Origin of the sequence: Thiomicrorhabdus sp. Kp2, from assembly GCF_000478585.1 — a bacterium.
Classification (GTDB): Bacteria; Pseudomonadota; Gammaproteobacteria; order Thiomicrospirales; family Thiomicrospiraceae; genus Thiomicrorhabdus.
The window spans coordinates 1,398,580-1,419,317 of record NZ_ARWI01000001.1; the positions used below are offsets into that span (position 1 = coordinate 1,398,580).

Sequence of the window (20,738 nt, forward strand, 5' to 3'; positions counted from 1 at the left end):
TGGGCTTTTACTAACTTGATCAAATAAAACGTTTAATGAAGGGGGTTCAATATCGTCAGGCCATTATTTTGCATCGCCTGACTGAGAGAGCTGATTAAAACAACGCACATCATTTCGGCCAGTTGTCTTCACATCATAAAGCGCGATATCTGCATTATGTAGTAATTCTTTATGGGTTGTGCCGTCCATTGGGAAACAAGAAGCACCAATACTGAGCGTAATCTGGATTGGCCCGCTATCTGTTAAAATCGGCTTAGCAAATTGGTCTTTTAACTTCTGCAAGATAGGAAAGATATCCGTTTGATTATGAAGCGCCTCCAATATCAACGTAAATTCATCCCCTCCCATTCTGGCAACGGTATCACAGCTACGAATAATTTTCTGCAACTGTTGTGATACCTCTTTTAAGACTTCATCTCCCGCTTGGTGACCTAAACTATCGTTAATATCTTTAAATTTATCGACATCCACAAATACGGTAGCCACTAAGGACGACAATCTTTCAGCACGTTTTAATGACAATTCAAGCCGATCTAAGAAAAGTCGTCTATTTGGCAGGCCTGTTAAACTGTCATGTGTGGCTTGAAAGTTAAGCTCACTTGCCTCTTCTTTTAATTTCTTTTGCAAGAGCATTAATTCGGTTATATCGTGAACAGACTCAACAATGCCTGAGACATTTCCAATAGCATCATGCAGAGGGTTTGCCAAAATCTCCACATACCTTGGTTTACCCTGATACTCTTGCAAGTGCATCACCGAAACCTGGTGATTAGATTCTATTGCTTTTTTTAATGGGCAAGGACGATCCGAACCATGACAAGGCGCATCTTGTTGGTAGAGCATCTCGTAACATTTTGGGTTTTCTAAATTCATGTACTTTGAATTGAATAACTTCTTACGAGCCGCTCTGTTCGCCAGTTTTAATGTGTAATCACTGTTAATAACCATCACACTGTCTGCAACACCATCAATGACCTCTTGAACAAACTCGTTTTCTCTTTCTTTCTCTGCAAGTAGTTCTAAATGTTCGGTAATATCGCGCACGACGGTAACAAACTGTAAACGCCCATCCACCTCCATGGTTTTGATTTTAACCTCTCCAGGGTATACCGAGTCGTCCTTACGTTTCATCGTGGCTTCAAAGGTAATGGTATTGGTTGGATCAAACTCATCTAGAAGGCGCCCCAACTCATGGCTAAAGATAGCATTATCTAAATCGGTTTTAATATCAAACGGTGTGAGCTCTCTAGCCTCTTCCATGGTAAAGCCAATATTATCTAAAGCGGCCAAATTTAAATAAGTAAATTTAAGTGAACCGCGCTCAAAAATATAGACCTCTTCACTGCTTTCATTCACCACATTACCTAACAAGCTATTATATTCTTCAGCCTGTTTTTGCTCGGTAATATCAATGATTGTACCTATATAATGCGTTGACTCACCCATGGCGTTACGTTCAATAACAGTACGGTCATCAATCCAATGAGAAGCTCCATCCGCATCCATCAAACGATAGACCTGACGAAATTCATTTTTCTGCATTTTGGTATAGGTTTTTATTTCTTCGGCAACACGCTGAATATCGTCTGGGTGAACAATATCGGAATAAGCAAGTTTTCCAGATAAAAAGTCATTGGTCTGATAGCCAAACATCGTGATATTTTCAGAAACGTATTCAACAGGCCAACCCTCTTGCGCTTTCCAAGAGAAAAAAACCGCCTGGCTACTCTTTAATATGGTTTTAATACGTTCAATTTCATTCATAATTTCTTCTGAAAACAGAGAATTCAAAGCTGACTTTAAAATAGTTTAAAAAACTTACACTTAAATGATAAATTTTATCATTAAAGGCCCTTAAAACCTATTTATAATGGTTGCCAATTGGCTTTTCTGTGATTTGCTTCATTAACAATCACCTCATAACCTCTTAATACATCAGGCTCTAATCCCTCAACCCCTAAATCAATGGTTCTGGATTCATCGGCACGAATACTCGGTAAACTAAACAATCTAAGTTGCGGAAACTGCTTTTCAAACTGCTCCATAAAAACAACCCATTCTGATTCCTGGCCGTTAAATATTTTAATGCCTTTTTCAATCGTTGGATTTTGGTAAAAAGCGGAATAGTAATGGTTAAGCACCCATTCCATCATTGGCTTTGCCATCATTGGAAAGCCAGGCATAAAATAATGATTTTGAATGGAAAAGCCTGGAACACGATTATAGAAATTAGGAATAATATCAGCCCCTTTAGGGTACTCAGCCATATGAATACGCTGTGGGTAAGCGTCGTCGCCAAATTTCGCTTCAATCTCCGCTACCGCTTCTGGATGTCGCTCTATCGGCAAACCTAAAGCCAAAGCAGCACTTTGACGAGTTCGGTCATCGGGTGTTGCACCAATGCCGCCAAAACTAAACACCACGTTGTCGGTTGCAAAACTCTCCTGCAGCGTTTTGACTAAAAAATCGGGTTCATCGCCCACAATTTTAACCCAACTCAAACACAAACCACGTGGCTGCAATAGCGCATTTGCCTGAGCTAAATGTTTATCTTGCCGTTTGCCCGATAGCACCTCATCACCAATAATCAATAATCCAATTTTTAATGTGTTTGTTTGCATAGTGACTTACCCCACCCTTTCAATTCCTGACTGTAAACCGTAAGATAATCTATCTTAATTTTCAATTCACTCCATATATGCCAAATTGTCTCATGTTTAAAATTGAACATCAGTAATCTCGTAGCACATTAACCAGGCTTTTATCCAACACCTTAATTATGACAACAGCAAACACTCAACCACCTTTACCAACCATTTTAACCATTGCAGGGTCAGACAGTTCTGCTGGGGCTGGTATTCAAGCCGATTTAAAAACCATTCACGCATTAGGTGGCTATGCGTTAACCGCCATTACCGCTATTACCGCCCAAAACAGCCAAGGGGTTCAACAGGTTTTTCCAGTCAGCGCCCAACAGTTGCAAGCCCAGCTAAAGGCCATACAAGCCGACTACCAAATTGATGCCATTAAAATTGGCATGCTCGCCAATAAAGAATTAATTAAAGTTGTGGTGGCTTTTTTGCAAATACACAAAGGCGTACCAGTGGTTCTGGACCCCATTATTCAAAGTAGCAGCGGTAAAGCCTTGTTAAATGAAGACGCTACAACTTATTTACTGCAAAAACTTATGCCGCTTAGCCGTTTAATAACCCCAAACCTTCCTGAGCTTAATCACTTATTAAGCCGTCAATTTTTGGGGCGTTCAGAAGAGCTGTGCGAAATCTTGGCACAGCTCAAAGCCAATCACTGGCCTAACACCTTAGTAAAAGGTGGACACAGCGCGGAAGCACTCTCCACCGACTACCTACTCTTAACTCAAGCTGAATACGGTGTAAAGGAAGAGCTGTATGCCTTTCCTGCAACTCGTATAAACACACAAAACAGTCATGGAACAGGCTGCACCCTCTCCTCAGCCATTGCCACCCAACTCGCTTTTAAACGCTCACTACCTGAAGCTGTTAAGCTCGCAAAAAACTATTTACAAAATGCGCTTGCTACCGCTGACTATGCTCAACCCAGCTATCAGGAAGCAGTTAACCTTAAAAAAGCCAGACACGGAGGTTTAAATCATTTTGGACAAAAAGCCGTAAGCGTTTTGGATGAGGAAGAGTAATACAGATGAAAAATATTGTTCTGTTTTTCGGCTTACTTTCTTTTTTTGCCGATGCTAATGCGGCCGCACCATCACTTAAAAACACCATTATAAGTATAGAAAAACAGAGCCACGGTAAAATTGGTGTTGCGGTACTAAGCACGCAAACCCAACAATACTGGAGTTACCGTGGTAATGAACGTTTTGCGCTAATGAGTACCTTTAAAACCCTTGCCTGCGCCAAAATGCTGGCTGATTCTGACCACAATATCCTAAACAAACAACAAACCGCTTTAGTGGATAAAACCAAAATGATTCCTTGGTCACCTATTACCGAACAGTATATTGGTAAACAAATGACACTTGAAAAGTTGTGTGAAGCCGCCATGCTCAACAGCGACAATACGGCAATTAATCTTGTTTTATCTCATATTGGCGGCCCTGCAGCGGTAACAAAGTATTTACAACAAAATGGCGACTCTGTTACCCGCATTGATAGAATTGAACCTGAATTAAATACCGCTTTTCTGAATGACCCAAGAGATACATCCACACCTTTAAGCATGGTAAATACACTGCATAAACTCCTTTATGGCAGCTTGCTATCTAATGCGTCTAAAGAGCAATTAAAAAATTGGATGATGAATAACCAAGTATCTGACGCTTTATTACGTTCAATCCTACCCAGCAACCTTTTTATTGCCGACCGAACGGGAGCCGGCAATAACGGTTCAAGAGGTATTACGGCAGTCATTTGGGGAAAAGAAAAACAACCACTGATAATAAGTATTTACCTAACGCAAACTACGTTATCCATACAAGAGCGAGATAAAGTGATTGTTAAAATTGGTGAGAGGATTTTGCAGAAATATGGTTTTATACAGACCAAAGACGAATTTAATGCCCTTAATTTGCAAAAAGCGCATTAAAAACTCTTTATCGATTTTTAAAAATTAACTGACTTTATCTTAAATTTACCAGGCCTGGTAAATTTGACGATTGCTCTTATGTTAAAGAGAGCTAACTCGGTTATTCAGCGGCTTTTTCTCTAATCTCTTCACGGGCTGGCTCAGTGCTTTCACTCACGACCTCTATGGCATCTTGTACGTGGTCGCCTGTTTCAGAAAGCTTTTCTACGGCCGTTTGACTCGAGTCTAAAAGATTAACAGCAATTTCTCGGCTACCAAACCAATCAAACATAATCGCTGCCGCTATAAAGATAATTATCCAAATTAAGATGCTGATTTTTCCAAACAAATTCATGCTGTTTTCCTAAAAATTTACAGTTATTTTTCAACAGAGTGTATTAAAAACTCTTTTAGCTGGTTTGTCACTAACTTTGCCAGCTCATGAACCGATTGAACCTGCGCTGTTTCACGGGTTTGCGATGATTGAGTTAATTGTTCATTTACCGTCACAATCGGCATTTCATATCGGTTTAATAGCTCAATTTTTGCATAAAACGTCCACAACCCTTTGGCATCTTTTCCATTAGGTTGTAAATAATAATTTAAGATAAAATCTGGAGGCCTGGCAGAAAATACAACCCCATTACTCGCCATCGCTTTAAGCAAATCTGGTTCATAATCTCGGCGCTCTCGCACTAAGGTTTTCATATTAAAAACCAAGCCATTCGCTAAACGTGAAATGCGTCTATCCAATAACCCGAGTAGGCGACTATTTCTTAATCTTGGGATTGGTTCTCCCTGATTTTTAAGAAATTGCTCAATCAATTTACGCTCTTCAATATTATAAAGCGCTGGCATAAGCTGCCTTAACTGATCAAAGCGGGTACTTGATTCACTCACACGAATATATTGAAACAAGGCTTTATCTAATACCTGAAGGCGGGCATTTAATTCGGGTAGCGAGTCACTTAAAGAAGCCGTGATATTGGGTAAGACCAGCTTTTGTTGCACAGTTTGGCGTAAATGACGGTTAAAGATGCCTGAAGCATGTGGCAAGGTGTTTACAACATTTTGCCATATAGGCTCTTGAATGGAAGTGTCAGCGAACGCTCGGTTAAAATTCGACTGAAGCATGAATAATGCACAAAATAACAACGCAAAAAACCAAGCGTTAAAAGAGCCTGTAAAAATTTGCAGAACGTCTCTAGTATTCGCTCGCTCTAAATCCGACTTGTCTGTTTTACTGGATAACACCCAGTCTCCTTACTTTACCAATTTCACAAAAAAGGCATATTAAAACGCCCAATCGTTCTGTGTTTTATTGTTTAAGAAAGCGACTTAACACCTCTAAACTTGTGATTGGACACCACGTTTAAACATCATACTCGATTCTCTCTTACCATGGAGGTTTAACCATTTAATTGTACGGGTTATTTTACGTTTTAGCACACATAAAAGAAATAGTAACAACAGCTGTTTCCTATCTATTTTTTGCACACCTTTAACTTTTACCTGCACTGCGCCAGTGACGTATTTGAAAACGCGCAGGATGGCTCGCATAATATAAATTTAGGGGCTGGGGCAGTGCTTTACCTGAAATATCCGCCATTAAACTTTCTGCTGCAAGAAATACCGACATCAACCCTCTTGGCCCATGACCATTTGAAACATACAGGCCTGGTTGATATTTTTGTTTAGGGTAACGATACACCGCATGCGTATGAGATTGTGACAGATACGCTTCTTGCAACCAATCAATATCGGCAATGGCTCCAATAATAGGCAAATGATCTGGCGTGGTTGGCCTAAATGCAATACGACCACTCAGTTCTTTAGCCTCAACATCTAACCAATCTGGCAAAGCATTTTTAGTCATATCAAGATTAACTTGGTGGCTTTCTATGCAAAGGGTTTCACTCATATCGGGCGCTTCAAACGTTGCCCCTGTCACCGCATTACCATTTCCACAAGCGGTTGAATAACCTTCATGGGTCACGGCGATTTTTAAGGCTTGTTTTTGCTGTGAAGCCTGAAGATGGCTTACTTGACCTTTTACTGGGCGAATGGGTAAGCCTAATTTTTGGTTTAAATCATTATCTAAACTGCCCGTGGCAACAATCACAATGTCCGCTTTTAGCTGTTGGTTGGATGTTGTCACTTGCCACGTCAAATCCGCTAACTGTGCAATTTCTGTGACTTTTTGAGCTGTTTGCACATCGACATTATCATAATCAAAACAGCGTTCAATCACCGCTTTAGGATAGAGCCAACCCCCTAATGGAAACAAAACACCAGAGGTGGACGCTTGAGTACCAATCAGCTCAGTGGCTTGTTGCTGGGTGAGCGATTGAATAAAATCTTGCGGCAAACCAACACGCTCAAATGCTTCTGCTACACGTTGTGCACTGGTTTGCGAAACCGCCAATTGTACCAGGCCTGTTAAATCACCCAGCGGTGATTTTTCGATACTCTCTGTCTCTTGTAGCCAAGGCAAAACCGCACGCAAAGTAGCTTCAAAACCTTGTAAATACCACTGGCTTCTTAAATTCCAATCAGCCGTCACCAGCGGGTGAACCGCCCCCGCCAAATTGCCCGAGGCTTGAGTGGCAATTTCATCCTCGGCTTCTAAAACCGTGACGCACCAACCTGCTTGAGCCAGTTGGTTTGCGACAGCACCACCCGCTAAACCTGCACCAATCACGATTGCCTTGCCAGTTTGTTTTACAACGGGCTCTGGGCGACTAAACCACGGCGCTTTTAAACTGTAGGGGCGTTCTTGGGCAAGCTGACCAAAACAGATTTCGCGCTTTTTTCCATAACCTGAGGCCTTTTTAACCTCAAAGCCCGTTTTGTCAAGCGCACGACGTACATCACCTGCTGCGGTAAAGGTAGCGAAAGTGGTCTCCAAGTGACTCAATCTTGCCATTTGTTGGTACAAGCCAGGTTGCCACATATCAGGATTTTTAGCTGGGGCAAAACCATCTAAAAACCAAGCATCCACTTTTGAACCCTCAGAGGCATCACACTCGGGCAATCCTTTCAAAACATCGCCAAACCATAGGGTTAAACGCACTTGTTTATCAAACAGCCATACATCATGCCAGCCAGGCAGTAAAAATGGGTAGGCTTTTTGCAAGGCTTTAGCCTCATCTACCAGGCCTGGTAAAGCCAAATGTGCTTTGCTTAAATCCTCAATATGTAAAGGATATTTTTCAAATGAAATAAAGTGTAAGGTAGCGGTTTTTGGGGCGGTTTTTAACCACAGCTCGCAAACCATTAAAAAGTTTAAGCCTGAACCAAAGCCTGTTTCCGCAATCCTAAACTCACCGTTTTCTGGCAGCGTTGCAAAACGTTGCGGAAGCGCATTGGGTAAGATAAAGGTATGTTCAACTTCAGCCATACCGCCATCGGTTGAAAAATAAAAATCGTCAAACTGTTCCGATTTAGGAACCGCTTCATTTGTCCAGCTAACTTGTGCTAAAGTGAGTTTATGAGATGGCTTTTTAGTGGATGACATAATATTTAGTAGTTTAAGGTATTTAGTAGTTTAAGTTTTTTAGACCGAGTTTAAGAGTGTAAATCAATAAATACCGCTATTATACGCGTGACTGGAGTGTTCTATGATAGAAGATGATTTAGCAAAAACTGCATCAAAAACAGAACCTAAAATACAAGATTCTAATGATGACTTTTGGAAAGAAAAACTGACTCCTGAACAGTATGAAGTATGCCGTTGCGGCGGTACTGAAAGAGCCTTTACAGGTAAATATTGGGATTTAAAAACACCTGGCATTTATTCTTGTGCTTGCTGTAACGCCCCGCTGTTTTCGTCAACCGAAAAATACGATTCGGGTTCAGGTTGGCCGAGTTATTGGCAACCTATCAATAAAGAAGCCGTTTTAGAACGCATTGATAACTCACACGGCATGACCAGAACCGAGGTGTTATGTGCCGCTTGTCATAGTCATTTAGGCCATGTATTTACCGATGGTCCGCAACCAACAGGCTTGCGTTTTTGCATTAACTCGGCCAGTTTAGAGTTTAAAGCGACTTAAATAATAGTAAACATTATGGAAACTTTACCTCTATTTTTACTATAGAATCAATGAGTACGACTCACTTTAATCATTAACCATAATAAAAACTTATTCATGTCTGATTTAATTTCTTTACGAAAACAGTTACACAAGCAAATGCACCGACAACTGGTTATATTAAGCGGTTCTGAGTCGTGGCAAAAAAACCAATTAGAGGCACTTTATCAAAGTGATGAATGCGTTTTTTGGGTCTCTTCAAAAGTCGAGGTTGCATACGATTCACAGTCGAAGATTCCTCATCCATTTTCTGATTTGAATTATGAGTTTATTGAGGCTAAGCGCCTACCTTACTTCCTAGGGCAAGAGATATCAGGTGCGGTTATTGATGTAAAACAAGGCATGAGTGCCGATTCTTTAGGCATTGTTTCAGGGATGATTAAAGCAGGTGGTCTGTTAATTTTACTCACCCCTGATGTTGATGAATGGAAAAATCTCGTTAACCCTGAAAACAGTCGATTTTTAAATACACCACTTACGATTGAGCAAGCAAACTCAGGTTTTACACACCATCTAATTGCTCGCTGGCAACAGAGCAATGCCATCTGGCTTGAAGAGAATCATCCTCAACCTGTTTTTTGTGATTCACAAGACAATACGACTGAAAAAACCGTCATTGAGCTGCCAACCCATGATCAACAAGAGGCAATTAAAAGTATTCAAAATGTGGCATTTGGTCACCGTAAACGTCCATTAGTGATTACCGCAGATAGAGGCCGAGGTAAAAGCAGTGTGTTAGGCATGGCGGCCGTCGAGTGTTTAGTTAAGGGTAAAACACAGATTGCAATTACGGCGAATCGTCTTGATCAAGCAAAAGCAGCCTTTAAACACGCCATTCAATCACTTGAGATTTTAGTTAAAGAGGGTGTTGAGCTTGAGATTGTGACCAACAAACCAGGCCTGGTAGAATTTAATTACCAAAATCAACTCAAAAGTATTCAATTTTTTGCACCAGATGCGTTAATCCTTAACCCAAGTTCGGCAGATCTGCTGTTTGTAGATGAAGCCGCACACTTACCCACCCCCGTATTAATCGAACTCTTACTGCGCCATCATAGAATGGTTTTTGCGACCACATCACATGGCTACGAAGGTTCTGGCAGGGGCTTTGAACTCCGCTTTAAAAAACAATTAAACGTGCATACGCCCGACTGGAAAAGCTGTTGTTTGCTTCAACCCATTAGGTGGGCAGCAAACGACCCTTTAGAAGAAGCGATGAATGACGCCTTACTGCTTGATGCTGAAATCACAACCATTGAAGAAGAAATGGCTGAAAAGCTAAATACTGACAAGCTCATCTATGAACAAGTTAGTGCTCAGCAACTTCTTGAAAACCCCGATTTAATGCGTTCTCTGTTTGGCTTACTCGTTCAAGCACATTATCAAACCAGTCCAAATGATCTTCAGCAACTCTTAAATGCCCCCAATATCAAAATCTTTGCCGCTAGCAGGGCTAACAATCAACTGACCGAAATACTTGGAGCAGTATTATGCATTGAAGAGGGTAAAATCAATCCAGGAGTTAATAGAGTTCACGGTCATTTAGTACCTCAATTACTCACAAAACACTATGCTCAAAAAGACTTTTTAATGCTTTCTACCCTGCGTATTATGCGTATCGCTGTACATCCAAAATGCCAACGCAGGGGTATGGGTAAACAGCTAATAGAGCATATTGAACGTACCGCCATTTTGAATCGAATTGACTATCTCAGCAGTAGTTTTGGCTCGAGTGATGAATTATTACCATTTTGGTTTGAACAACAATTCTGGCCGCTTCACGTAGGCGTTAAACGAGATAAAGCCAGCGGCTCTCATAATTTGGTGGTTGCCAAACCGCTAACCGCGATGGCAAGGCAAGCGCTTTCACTTGTTCAGAATCGTTTTCAAGAACAGTTCCCACATCTATTGCTCGAATCGCTACCCCACTTACCTGCCACACAAGTTTGGCCAATCGTGCAAACTTTCCGTTTTAAGAAACGAAACCTGGGGTGTGAAAAAGCGCTGGCTCATTACCAAAATGGCTCAAGACCTTATGAATCAATTAGCCATAAATTATGGGAATGGAGCTTACAGTGTGCCGCTAAGGTACAGCAATCTTCAACGACTGAACAAGCCATCTGGTGCGACAAAATCCTTAAGAAACAGAGTTGGCAAGACGTGGCTCACCAACACCATTTGGCTGGTCGAAAAGGCGTTGAAGACAAGCTAAAAAATACGATTAATGATTGGATAACCTCATCACCGACCGTTCCTTTTAAACGCCATTTATAAAAAAACCGATGTCATTCATCTACATCGGTTCTCATCCTTAAAGCCTTCCCTGCCAAGTTACCAGGCCTGGTAACTCGTAAGCTCTCTCAAGCTTTAGGCGTCAAATACCACTGTTTTATTGCCGTGAATTAACACTCGGTCTTCTAAGTGGTAACGTAAACCACGAGCCAATACCGTTTTTTCTACGTCACGTCCTAAACGTTTCATATCATCAATGGTTTGTGAGTGGCTAATACGAATCACGTCTTGTTCAATAATTGGCCCTTCATCTAAATCTTGGGTCACGTAGTGACAAGTCGCACCAATCAACTTAACCCCACGTTCATTCGCTTGATGGTAGGGTTTTGCACCCACAAATGACGGTAAAAAGCTGTGGTGAATATTAATAACCTGACCCGCATAATCGGCACACATTTGTGGTGGTAAAATTTGCATATAACGTGCCAGCACAATCATGTCCGCACCATATTGTTGAACTAGGGCTTCTGTTTCTGCAAAGGCTTGTGGCTTAGTGTCTGGGGTCACTGGTACATGGTGAAAGGGAACTTTGTACCATTCAACCATTGAGCGCAAATCATCGTGATTAGCGATGACACAAACCACCTCCCCTGGGAGTTCACTCTCATGCCATCTATGCAGTAAATCCGCTAAACAGTGTGACTCTTTGGAAGCAAATAAGGCAATCTTTTTAGGTTTGTTTGAATCAGAGATATACCACTCCATCTCAAATTCATTTGCCACGGTTTGAAAACCCGCTTCAAACTCATTGAGCGAGACCTTTAACGAGCTAGCTCGAATCTCATGGCGCATAAAGAACCAGCCATTATTTGCATCTGTATGGTGATTGGCTTCTACAATTGAACCGCCCTGCTGGGCAATATATTCCGCAACTTTGGCAACAATCCCAACTTGATCAGGACACGAAATAACTAACCGATATACATGACTCATACTGCTTGAATTCCTTAAATATTCATTTGATTAAGACTGTGACTAATAATACCAAACTGTTTAAATAAAAAGTATCTATCTATTATTGAGATGATATAGATAAAAAACCACTGCAACATCGATATTTATAAAGATTCTCTTCCGTTTACACTGTTCAAATTCGTTATAATTTCATAATCCTATTAAAGCGGTATTTACACCGTATTGAAATACATTAAACTCTTTATACCAAGGTTCTTCATTTTATGAAAATCGTCTCATTTAATACCAACAGCGTGCGCTTACGCCTGCACCAACTTCAAGCACTGACCGAGCAAATTTCACCCGATATTATTGGTTTACAAGAAACCAAGGTACAAGATCATGAGTTTCCAATGGCGGATATTGAAGCCATGGGTTACAACGCTATTTTTGCTGGGCAAAAAACTCACTATGGTGTGGCACTGCTTTACCGTAAAGGCATTGAACTTGTTGACTCACAACTCGGCTGGAAAACCGACGATGAAACCGCTCAAAAACGAATGGTTATTGGTGATTTTAAACTTGAAAATGGTGAAACCGTAAGGGTCGTGAATGGCTATTTCCCCCAGGGAGAAAGTCGTGACCATCCTGTTAAATTTCCTGCTAAAGAGAAGTTTTATCAGGATTTAATGAGCTATTTACATGAAGAGTGTGATCCAAATCAGCATTTAGCGGTAATTGGTGATTTTAATATTTCACCAACCGATTTAGACATTGGTATTGGTGAACCGAATCGAAAACGTTGGTTGCGTGATGGTAAAACCAGCTTTTTACCAGAAGAGCGCGAATGGTGGCAAACGCTTTTAAACTGGGGATTGGTTGATACATTTAGAACCGTGCACCCAGAAAAGGATGATGTTTTTAGCTGGTTTGATTATCGCTCAAAAGGCTTTGATAGAGAACCAAGAAGAGGTCTACGAATTGATACCGTTCTTGCGACACCTTCTCTTAATGAGAAAGCGGTTGATAGCCGTGTTAGTTATGAGGTTCGTGCTATGGAAAAACCTTCTGACCATGCACCCGTTTGGACTGAATTTAAATTTTAAATTGAGACTTTTAAATAAAAAGCTTCTCAAAATACAACTTTTGGAAACCCCATGTCTTCACTTGAAAACACCCATGTATTAAAAGTCGTGCAAACGAATCAACTTGCACCGCAAATTATTCAACTTTTACTAAAGCCTGAACATCCTATTCAATACACATCTGGTGATTACATTATGCTCGGGTTTGATACAGAAGAGCTCAAACCTTTCTCAATTGCAGATGCTCCACGTGAAGACGGATTGATTGAATGCCATATTCGTAATCAGCTTAATAATGATTGGATGGAAAAACTGTGTTCTGTTTCGGCGGGTGACACACTGGTTATGCAGGGTCCTAAGGCACAAATGAGCCTGCACCCAGCCCATGAAGCGATTATTTTTGTGGCTGGCGGTACTGGGTTTGCACCCATGCGTGCTTTATTAGTAGAAGCTTTACGTCAACATGTTGCAGTGCCAATCACTTTTTACTGGGGCGCACGTTCCCCTGATGAACTTTACATGCACGAATGGATGGTTGATTTAGTCCAAAAACATGGCAATATTGATTACATTCCCGTTATTTCAGACAATACCGAAGGATGGCAAGGTCAAACTGGGCTCGTTCACAATACGGTCTTAAAAGACCATCCTTCTTTAGATAAAACCACACTTTATATGTGCGGCCCATGGCCAATGATTCAAACTGCTAAAGAAGCTTTTCTTGCCGTTGGGCTGCATGAAAACAAGTTAATTCACTAAATAAATTCAGGCCGTTTTAAAATAGGCTTGCTATGATTTTAGACCTCAAGAATACGTTAATACCCTTATTAATTTATTGATTACCAATAGATAAATTTCCCGCTACGGGCTAGTCTATAATGCAAAGGTGAAAAAACTAAAAGACGATCATGGCAAAAGTAAACTTTAAACAATACACATTTAAATCTGTACTTCTAAACCAGCTATTTATTGCAATTGCTGTTGCTTTTGCAATTAGTTTACCGCTCACAGGTATCCCCGCCTATTTTGCACTTAATCACACCATAAACTCAGACATAGAGACCCTAGAAAAAGAGAGTTACGACTCTGTTAACGAGCATCTAAATACGGGCTGGCAGCCTTATAATATTGATAAAGTTTATCAACAATTGCGTGAAAGAATGCCTGGTGCCGCTCTATTTCTTCAAAAAGCGCCGCAATTTTTAGACCCTGATGAAGATGACATTGTTGACCCATCGACACCAACAACAGCCACCTTTAAACGTTTAATAGAAGACGTACAACGTAACGAGCGCCTCATTGTTGAAACAAATATTCTCAACAGTACCATCAACGCAGCTATTCCTATTAAGTTTCAAAACCAATGCTTGGTATGCCACTCACAAGAAGTTAAAACGGGTGCAATCTATGCTGGGGCTTTAGCTGGAACAATGGTATTACAAGTGCCCATGTCGATAAACCAAATTTCTGCTACTTCAACAATTGGGTTTTTTCTAGCCTTTCTCTTGATCTTTATCGCGGTTGCCACAGTGATTACCAACAAATTGATACAAACCAATTTATTGGTTCCTCTAGCGGGCTTAAATGAACGTGTAAAACGCCTTCGATTAAGTAGCCACGAACAACACATTGACTGGCAAAGAACGCCTCAAATGATGGTTGAAATAGATCAAATTGATGAAAGCATTTCTCAACATATTCAAACAATACATGGAATCTATGACAAATTAGATGCTTTAGTGGTCACTGAACATGAGACAGGTTTATTTCATAAAGAGCGCTTTAACGAAGTAATTCGCTATGAGCTTTTTAGAAGCCATCGCTACCAACACCCTTTCTCGTTACTGCTCATTAAACTCGTAAGCGTTAAAATACTGAACGCCACCGCTAAGAACATTGAAGCAGAAGAGCCAGGTTCTAAATACATGGTATTTGGTCAAATTCTTCACAACGATACCCGTGAAACCGATATGGCATTCCGTTTAGAAGAGCATATTTTTGCCATCGTAGCCCCTGAGACAGACGAGGCAGGCGCTGAGGTTGTCAAAAAAGATATTTATCACCGACTCATTAACAGTGAAATCCCTGCTGACATCCAACGCTCTATCGCCCGTCCAGAATACGAATTTACCATTCAAATGGGCCACTCAACCTACCAAGGTGATGACTCAACGGCTAAGGATCTTCTTAAAGCAGCAGTTGCCTCTATGAGAGAATCTGAAGAGCAAGTCGGACGTTACCCTCCCCTTACCGATAATGGCTAGACAATCTGTCTTCTTAGGCTGAATCTTTCTAAGATGAATAGTCATTTCTAGCAAGAATCAATGCAAACCAACCCTATAAGATTATTAAGGTTGGTTTTTATACTCTGGTCATTTCATTCTATATAACTTGGTTAAGAAGATAACATGGATTCTACCAGGCCTGGTAAATAGAGCATTTTTGACATTAGCGATAAAAAATGGGGAAGCAAATCTAAGCTTTCCCGTTAGTCTGGTAAGTTATTTATTTTCTAGCTGTAATATCGCTTCTTTATAGGTGAGCGCTGCTTGGTTATCTTTACCTTCGGCCTCATAGCATTGAGCAAGCGCATGAAAGGTTTCAACCTCTGCACGCAGCTGTAAACTCTGTTTTAAATAGCTCTGCCCTAAACCCCATAATTGACTTTTACAGGCTAATCGACCAAGGGTTAATAACAGTATTGGATTATTATCCCCTTGCGCTGAACGCCACTTTTCCGCCACTTTTAAGCGCTCAAAAGCGGGGCCTAAGCTCAATCGTCCATACTGGTACACTAAACGATCATTCCATTGCTTATTAATGGCTTTTTCAAGTAAAGACTCTAATGTTACCTCTTGCCCCCAACCCATTCTCTGCTCTGCATATTCAGCTAATAATTCCGCTGATAGGTGTTGTTTTTTTGTTAAAGATTTCCAAATCGTATCCAGCTCAATTTCATCACTCGCTGAGGCAAGCTTACCTGCCCAATAACTTTGTTCTAACGCAAAATAAGCCGCACTATCTAATGCACGGGTACTCTTAATTAAAGGCAAAATATCCGCCAAGGTTTCCCAATAACCCAACTTGCGCAGTCCTACTGCGTATTCTGACAGGATCGTTGGATTTTTAGGCTGCTGCTCATGTAATGTCTGTAAAATGGCCAAAGCCATTTCTGGCTTATCTTCAGACAGCAATCTCGCCTCAACCAAACCTATAGTGATATATTCTTCTGGATAAATATCTCTTGCCTGTGACAAGTATTGATCACGGCGCTCATAAGCCTGTTGATTATGCGCCATCTTGGCCGCACTTAAATAATGAACCAGGCCTGCCTCACTGTTTTTGGCACTTTTAATCAACTGTTTTTCGGCTTTATGCCAATCACCATATTCAAGTGCAATCATTCCTTTGGCCATGGCTGTTTCAGCTTTACTGTATTGGCGTATTCTACGTCGTCGCTTCCAGAACATCGGTAAATGCCAAATATTCAGCATGAGCCTAATCACGCCATAAGCAGCCACAAAACCAATCAAAATAGCGGCTATTAAGAAGCTAACACTGGTCTCAACAACCCAGTCACCCCAAACCATAGCAACTTGTCCGTTATCATATAAAAGCATCGTTGCCAAACTGGTCGTAAACAAAAACACAAATGCTAAAATGACGATGAGTCTCATAATGGGTAATGCTCTCTATTTAAGATGAAGCCAAACGGTTTATTGTTTTTCAATGGCTTCGTCCAACTGCATAATGGATAAGGTTCTTTTGCTTGCAAATTCGATATTCTCAAATGGCTCTAATAACAGATTAAACTCTGAAAATTCTTTGGCGTAATGGCGCTGAATAAAGAGTTTGATATCATTGCTTGACTGTTTAACCGCTTTAACCGACTGGGTTTGCAACCCCCAATCTAAACGGTTGACTAAGAGTGCGAGTCGTTGGTTCAGTACGTCATTCATTAGTAAACCGTCCACATCAGTTGCGTCATCATCAGAACGTTTTTTTACCGTAATCATTTGGCTAAAACGTTCTAATAGTGCATTTAGCCCTTCTGGCTCAGGTTTTGCATTTATATTAGCTGAATCGATTTGGGCAATTTTGTCTGCGGTTAAACCATTTATGGCTGCTTTAAGAGCGTTTGTATCAGGCAACGGATTATTGAGTTGTGCGTCTTCTAGCTGTTTTAAATAACCTAAATCTTGGCCAATCAATCTAGCAAGTTGGGTTGTGTACTTAAAATCACTCAAGCTGACCGCTTGTTCAAGCGCTAGCAGTTGTTGCGTTGTCTCATCGGTACGGCCATTTAATATCCACTGTGTATTCACCTCCACAATCCATTGTTGAATTTGTAAGCTATCCAATGGCATATCAAGCTTTAATAACGGAGGTTGTTTGATTAACACTTCTTGTTCCGATTTAAACGCAAATAACTCTTTCAGCTTATCGCCAAAGCCATTAATTTTCGCCTGTAGTTTAGCCTCAATGTTCTTAAGTGCTTCAATTTGCTCGTGGGTTGGCTCTAAATTATCCTGGGCATCATTGGCCATTTCATTCAGCTGCGACAACGCCTGACTTGCCTGACTGGCAGCATTGCCCGATAGAGAAGTGAGTTTTTCTTGAAGAAGCGCAATTTGTTGCTGAACTTGTTGTTCCAAGGCGCTTAAATCCGTTTGACTAATTGAGGATGAGCTGCTCTCTTTTGATTCTAAAGACAAATCGGCAACCGCTTTAGCAATCTGTGCATTGATGAGCTGTTCTACATCTGTTTCTTGCTTTTGAATACGAAGATTTAAATCAATATTATCTTGTTTTAACTGTGCCAGTTCAGATTGCAGGTCATTGATTTTTTGAACTTGCCAGTCCATATTTGGGCGTGTAAAAAACAGCACGGCAGCAACCATTAAAAACAGTAACAGCCAAAGAACATAACCTCGGTATTTAGTAAAAAACTTGCTCGATTTAGGTAAGTCTTTAGTGTCTTCTTTCAAATCAATACCCTCAGAGATAGGTGCTTGTGGATCAATTCCATCACCAATAATATTAACATCGTCGTCATTTAACAGGGAGTCATCACCAGAATTCATCTTCTGCTGTTTTTCTTGAGAATAGGCTTTACCACGCTCTATTTTCTCATCAATACTACCACTGATGATCTCACCATCGACAATACGATGTTCTGCATTTGGTTTTATACGTTTAGACATCTTTTCACCTAAATAAAACGTTTTAACACGCTTTTTATCTATCGCTCTTTATCTATCTAAAGGTAGCCTCTGTAAAAGGCTTCTTTAACAGAAAATTAAACATATTGCTGTATTGTCTTAACAATACCTTGATTACTTTGCGTTGTAACCACTTTAATAGCCGTAGAACAACCTAACTTCAAAACCTCATCTGCAATTCTTTGGCTCATCACCACAAAACCATACACCTGATTGACAGAATCGATTACTGCCACTGAATCATTCAATTCATCACTCAAACCTTTGAGTAAATTCTGCCAGCTTTCAATACTGGTTATCAATAGAATTGGATTAGGTGAGGCTATAAAACATTGCCAGGCCTGCTTACAAAAAGGAATCGTCTTTCTCTGGTAAACATTTAATTGAGAAACGACGGCACCTCGTTCAGTTAAGGTATTCTCAATAAGTGTTCGACCACCTATCCCTTTGACCAATCCAATAGCCAAGCCTTTCACTTCGTGCATCGTTGGGTGGGCTAAAAAATGCTCACTATCAAACTGAGTATCTGACAATGTCACAATATTTAAGCCTAATTCTAGACCTTTAATTTTTGTTGCTTTACCAATTGCATAGCATGTTAAACCTGACAATTCAGATTGGTTATTCTGCTGATTAAACCACCTAACCCAACCTTCAATCGCATTGGCACTGGTAAAAATTAGCTTATCAAAATCGCCAACCTTTTTAACATCCGTAACCAATAGTGCTCGCCATTCAACTTCAATCGTTGGACACGAGATTACCTTACCACCTGACTCAACCACTAAATCATTTAACTCTGTTGCTTGATGAGCAGGCCTGGTATTGAGCAAGGTAAAAGAGTGCACTTATAACCCCTTAAATCGCATCAGATAACACTAACCTTTGTGATGGTTATCATTGGCGTACACTTCATCCAAAATCGCTTTAGCGCCTTGATCAAGCAACTTTTCAGCTAAAGTTACACCCAAAGCTTTTGCATCCGCTGCAGAACCTTGAATGTCGGCTTTTAAAATTTGTGAGCCATCTAAAGCTCCTACTAAACCACGCATACTAATCTTATCACCATCTAATTCAGCAAACACCCCAATTGGAACCTGACAACCGCCTTCTAAGCGATGGTTCATTGCACGTTCCGCCGTGGTGCGAATTTCGGTTTCTGTGTGATTTAACACTTTAATAATATCTAAGGTTTCATTGTCTTTTTCAAAATACTCGATACCTAAGGTTCCTTGAGTTACCGCTGGCAAACAAACCTCAGGCGCGAGTTCATGGCGAATACGTTCATCTAACTCTAACCGCATTAGCCCAGAAGTGGCCAAAACGATGGCATCATATTCACCTGCGTCTAATTTTCCTAAACGAGTCCCCACATTACCACGCAAATCGCGGACATCTAAATCTGGTCTAATGGCCATAAGTTGCGCTTTACGACGTAAACTTGAAGTCCCTAAAATAGCGCCTTGCGGTAAAGAATCAAAGGTTTCATATTTATTCGAAACAAAGGCATCGGTTGGTGCATGACGCTCTAAAATAGCACCCAAAGCAAAACCTTCAGGCAGTTCCATTGGCACGTCTTTCATTGAATGCACAGCAATATCCGCATCACCATCCATCATGCGATCTTCAAGTTCTTTGGTGAATAAACCTTTACCACCGATTTTAGCTAAAGGCACATCTAAAATTTTGTCACCTTTTGTGGACATTGGTAACAATATAATTTCCAGGCCTGGGTGCGCTTTTTCTAATTCGGCTTTAACAAATTCAGCTTGCCACATAGCTAAAGGACTTTTACGAGTGGCAATTCTTAAGGTTTTTTTCATAACGGCTTCCATTCACTGCTTAGAGAAAATCAATTCAAACGGGTACTCAAAGTAGTGCTTTTTGATTTCTTTTCATAATGATTAATTGATTGAAACCATTTTACTGAAAAAGGCCATTAAGTTTTAGTTAAAATAAAGGATTAAGCTAGGCGTTATGTGATTAAGTAATAGAATATTCAAAATGAGTCGATTTATTCGCTTTTATGCACTTATATTAATGGTATCAACTGAACCTATTTCAGCCAATAATCATAGTGAATTTAAAGAGCTTGCCAACTTACAAACATTGGCTGAAAAATCAGAGCAATTACAGCTGCCCATTATGTTGATGTTTGGTGCGCAGTGGTGCGAGTATTGTGAGCTGCTCAATGAATCTGTTTTTAACCCAATGGCTCTGGGAAAACTCTACGAAGAACGCGTAGTGTTAATGCGCCACGTTGGCGTGGATGAATCCGCACCTATTCCAGATTGGAATGGTCAGTTAATGAATAAAGCCAACTGGGCTTACAAACTAAATTCGGATTTAACACCTACCGTACTTTTTCTTGATTCAAAAGGCCAAGAAGTCGCACCTAGAATTGTGGGGGTTTCAGAAATCACCCTGTATGCAGGGTTAATCCATGAACGCTTAAACATCGCTTATAAAAATATGGGATTAACCAAACAGATACCTGTTACCCCAGAAAAATTAGAGATTCAATACCGTAGCGAACAGAGTCGCTTACAATAAACACATTCAAAAATTAAACCGATAAGTTTGAGACAAAA

General features: G+C 40.5%; 18 protein-coding genes. 8 read left to right on the plus strand and 10 right to left on the minus strand.

What is annotated here, in order from left to right; genetic code table 11:
• Positions 1 to 63: 63 nt before the first annotated feature.
• Positions 64 to 1,764, minus strand: a complete 1,701-nt coding sequence (locus A379_RS06600; RefSeq protein WP_040726981.1) for a sensor domain-containing diguanylate cyclase — start codon at positions 1,762 to 1,764, stop codon at positions 64 to 66.
• 101 nt (positions 1,765 to 1,865) lie between these two features.
• Positions 1,866 to 2,621 carry a molybdopterin-binding protein gene (locus A379_RS06605; RefSeq protein WP_040726983.1) on the minus strand — a complete coding sequence of 252 codons (756 nt, stop codon included), beginning with the start codon at positions 2,619 to 2,621 and terminating at the stop codon, positions 1,866 to 1,868.
• Between the two features lie 158 nt (positions 2,622 to 2,779).
• On the opposite strand from A379_RS06605, the gene thiD reads away from it, so the two are divergent.
• Both thiD and bla read left to right on the plus strand, forming a co-directional pair.
• Entirely contained in the window at positions 2,780 to 3,673 is an 894-nt protein-coding gene (gene thiD, locus A379_RS06610) for a bifunctional hydroxymethylpyrimidine kinase/phosphomethylpyrimidine kinase (protein ID WP_040726985.1), read from the plus strand.
• A 5-nt stretch (positions 3,674 to 3,678) separates the two neighbouring features.
• Positions 3,679 to 4,581, plus strand: a complete 903-nt coding sequence (gene bla / locus A379_RS06615; protein WP_051145055.1) for a class A beta-lactamase — start codon at positions 3,679 to 3,681, stop codon at positions 4,579 to 4,581.
• Between the two features lie 100 nt (positions 4,582 to 4,681).
• Here the strand turns inward: bla and A379_RS06620 are convergent, their stop codons facing one another.
• The 3 genes from A379_RS06620 to mnmC all read right to left on the minus strand — a co-directional run bounded on the left by A379_RS06620 (position 4,682) and on the right by mnmC (position 8,077).
• A complete protein-coding gene (locus A379_RS06620) occupies positions 4,682 to 4,915 on the minus strand; it encodes a hypothetical protein (RefSeq protein WP_040726986.1) in 234 nt (77 codons plus the stop codon).
• A 23-nt stretch (positions 4,916 to 4,938) separates the two neighbouring features.
• On the minus strand, positions 4,939 to 5,814 hold the full coding sequence (locus A379_RS06625) for a hypothetical protein (protein ID WP_040726988.1): 876 nt from the start codon (positions 5,812 to 5,814) through the stop codon (positions 4,939 to 4,941).
• Positions 5,815 to 6,061: 247 nt separating this feature from the next.
• On the minus strand, positions 6,062 to 8,077 hold the full coding sequence (gene mnmC / locus A379_RS06630) for a bifunctional tRNA (5-methylaminomethyl-2-thiouridine)(34)-methyltransferase MnmD/FAD-dependent 5-carboxymethylaminomethyl-2-thiouridine(34) oxidoreductase MnmC (protein WP_040726991.1): 2,016 nt from the start codon (positions 8,075 to 8,077) through the stop codon (positions 6,062 to 6,064).
• 103 nt (positions 8,078 to 8,180) lie between these two features.
• Here mnmC and msrB point away from each other — a divergent pair, with 103 nt between their 5' ends.
• Positions 8,181 to 8,615 carry a peptide-methionine (R)-S-oxide reductase MsrB gene (gene msrB, locus A379_RS06635; protein WP_051145056.1) on the plus strand — a complete coding sequence of 145 codons (435 nt, stop codon included), beginning with the start codon at positions 8,181 to 8,183 and terminating at the stop codon, positions 8,613 to 8,615.
• 96 nt (positions 8,616 to 8,711) lie between these two features.
• The gene (locus A379_RS06640; RefSeq protein ID WP_040726993.1) at positions 8,712 to 10,928 is read left to right on the plus strand and encodes a tRNA(Met) cytidine acetyltransferase TmcA; all 2,217 of its coding nucleotides are present in this window, start codon (positions 8,712 to 8,714) and stop codon (positions 10,926 to 10,928) included.
• A 93-nt stretch (positions 10,929 to 11,021) separates the two neighbouring features.
• On the opposite strand, the gene purU is transcribed toward A379_RS06640, so the two are convergent.
• Complete coding sequence (purU, locus tag A379_RS06645) at positions 11,022 to 11,879, minus strand: formyltetrahydrofolate deformylase (protein ID WP_040726994.1); 858 nt, start codon at positions 11,877 to 11,879, stop codon at positions 11,022 to 11,024.
• 245 nt (positions 11,880 to 12,124) lie between these two features.
• Between purU and xthA the strand changes: the two genes are divergently transcribed.
• The 3 genes from xthA to A379_RS06660 all read left to right on the plus strand — a co-directional run bounded on the left by xthA (position 12,125) and on the right by A379_RS06660 (position 15,189).
• Positions 12,125 to 12,946, plus strand: coding sequence for an exodeoxyribonuclease III (xthA, locus tag A379_RS06650; protein ID WP_040726995.1), 822 nt, complete (start codon positions 12,125 to 12,127; stop codon positions 12,944 to 12,946).
• A gap of 51 nt (positions 12,947 to 12,997) precedes the next feature.
• A complete protein-coding gene (locus A379_RS06655; protein WP_040726997.1) occupies positions 12,998 to 13,684 on the plus strand; it encodes an FAD-binding oxidoreductase in 687 nt (228 codons plus the stop codon).
• Between the two features lie 149 nt (positions 13,685 to 13,833).
• Positions 13,834 to 15,189 carry a diguanylate cyclase domain-containing protein gene (locus tag A379_RS06660; RefSeq protein ID WP_040727000.1) on the plus strand — a complete coding sequence of 452 codons (1,356 nt, stop codon included), beginning with the start codon at positions 13,834 to 13,836 and terminating at the stop codon, positions 15,187 to 15,189.
• Between the two features lie 237 nt (positions 15,190 to 15,426).
• Here A379_RS06660 and A379_RS06665 read toward each other — a convergent pair whose 3' ends face one another.
• The 4 genes from A379_RS06665 to hemC form a co-directional block, all read right to left on the minus strand.
• The gene (locus A379_RS06665; RefSeq protein ID WP_040727002.1) at positions 15,427 to 16,602 is read right to left on the minus strand and encodes a heme biosynthesis HemY N-terminal domain-containing protein; all 1,176 of its coding nucleotides are present in this window, start codon (positions 16,600 to 16,602) and stop codon (positions 15,427 to 15,429) included.
• A gap of 39 nt (positions 16,603 to 16,641) precedes the next feature.
• Positions 16,642 to 18,129: a hypothetical protein gene (locus A379_RS06670; RefSeq protein ID WP_040727004.1), complete on the minus strand. Its 1,488-nt coding sequence runs from the start codon at positions 18,127 to 18,129 to the stop codon at positions 16,642 to 16,644.
• A gap of 95 nt (positions 18,130 to 18,224) precedes the next feature.
• The gene (locus A379_RS06675) at positions 18,225 to 18,995 is read right to left on the minus strand and encodes a uroporphyrinogen-III synthase (protein WP_040727005.1); all 771 of its coding nucleotides are present in this window, start codon (positions 18,993 to 18,995) and stop codon (positions 18,225 to 18,227) included.
• Positions 18,996 to 19,025: 30 nt separating this feature from the next.
• On the minus strand, positions 19,026 to 19,970 hold the full coding sequence (gene hemC / locus A379_RS06680; protein WP_081696362.1) for a hydroxymethylbilane synthase: 945 nt from the start codon (positions 19,968 to 19,970) through the stop codon (positions 19,026 to 19,028).
• A 181-nt stretch (positions 19,971 to 20,151) separates the two neighbouring features.
• On the opposite strand from hemC, the gene A379_RS06685 reads away from it, so the two are divergent.
• The gene (locus tag A379_RS06685) at positions 20,152 to 20,700 is read left to right on the plus strand and encodes a thioredoxin fold domain-containing protein (protein ID WP_051145057.1); all 549 of its coding nucleotides are present in this window, start codon (positions 20,152 to 20,154) and stop codon (positions 20,698 to 20,700) included.
• The last annotated feature ends 38 nt before the right edge of the window (positions 20,701 to 20,738 follow it).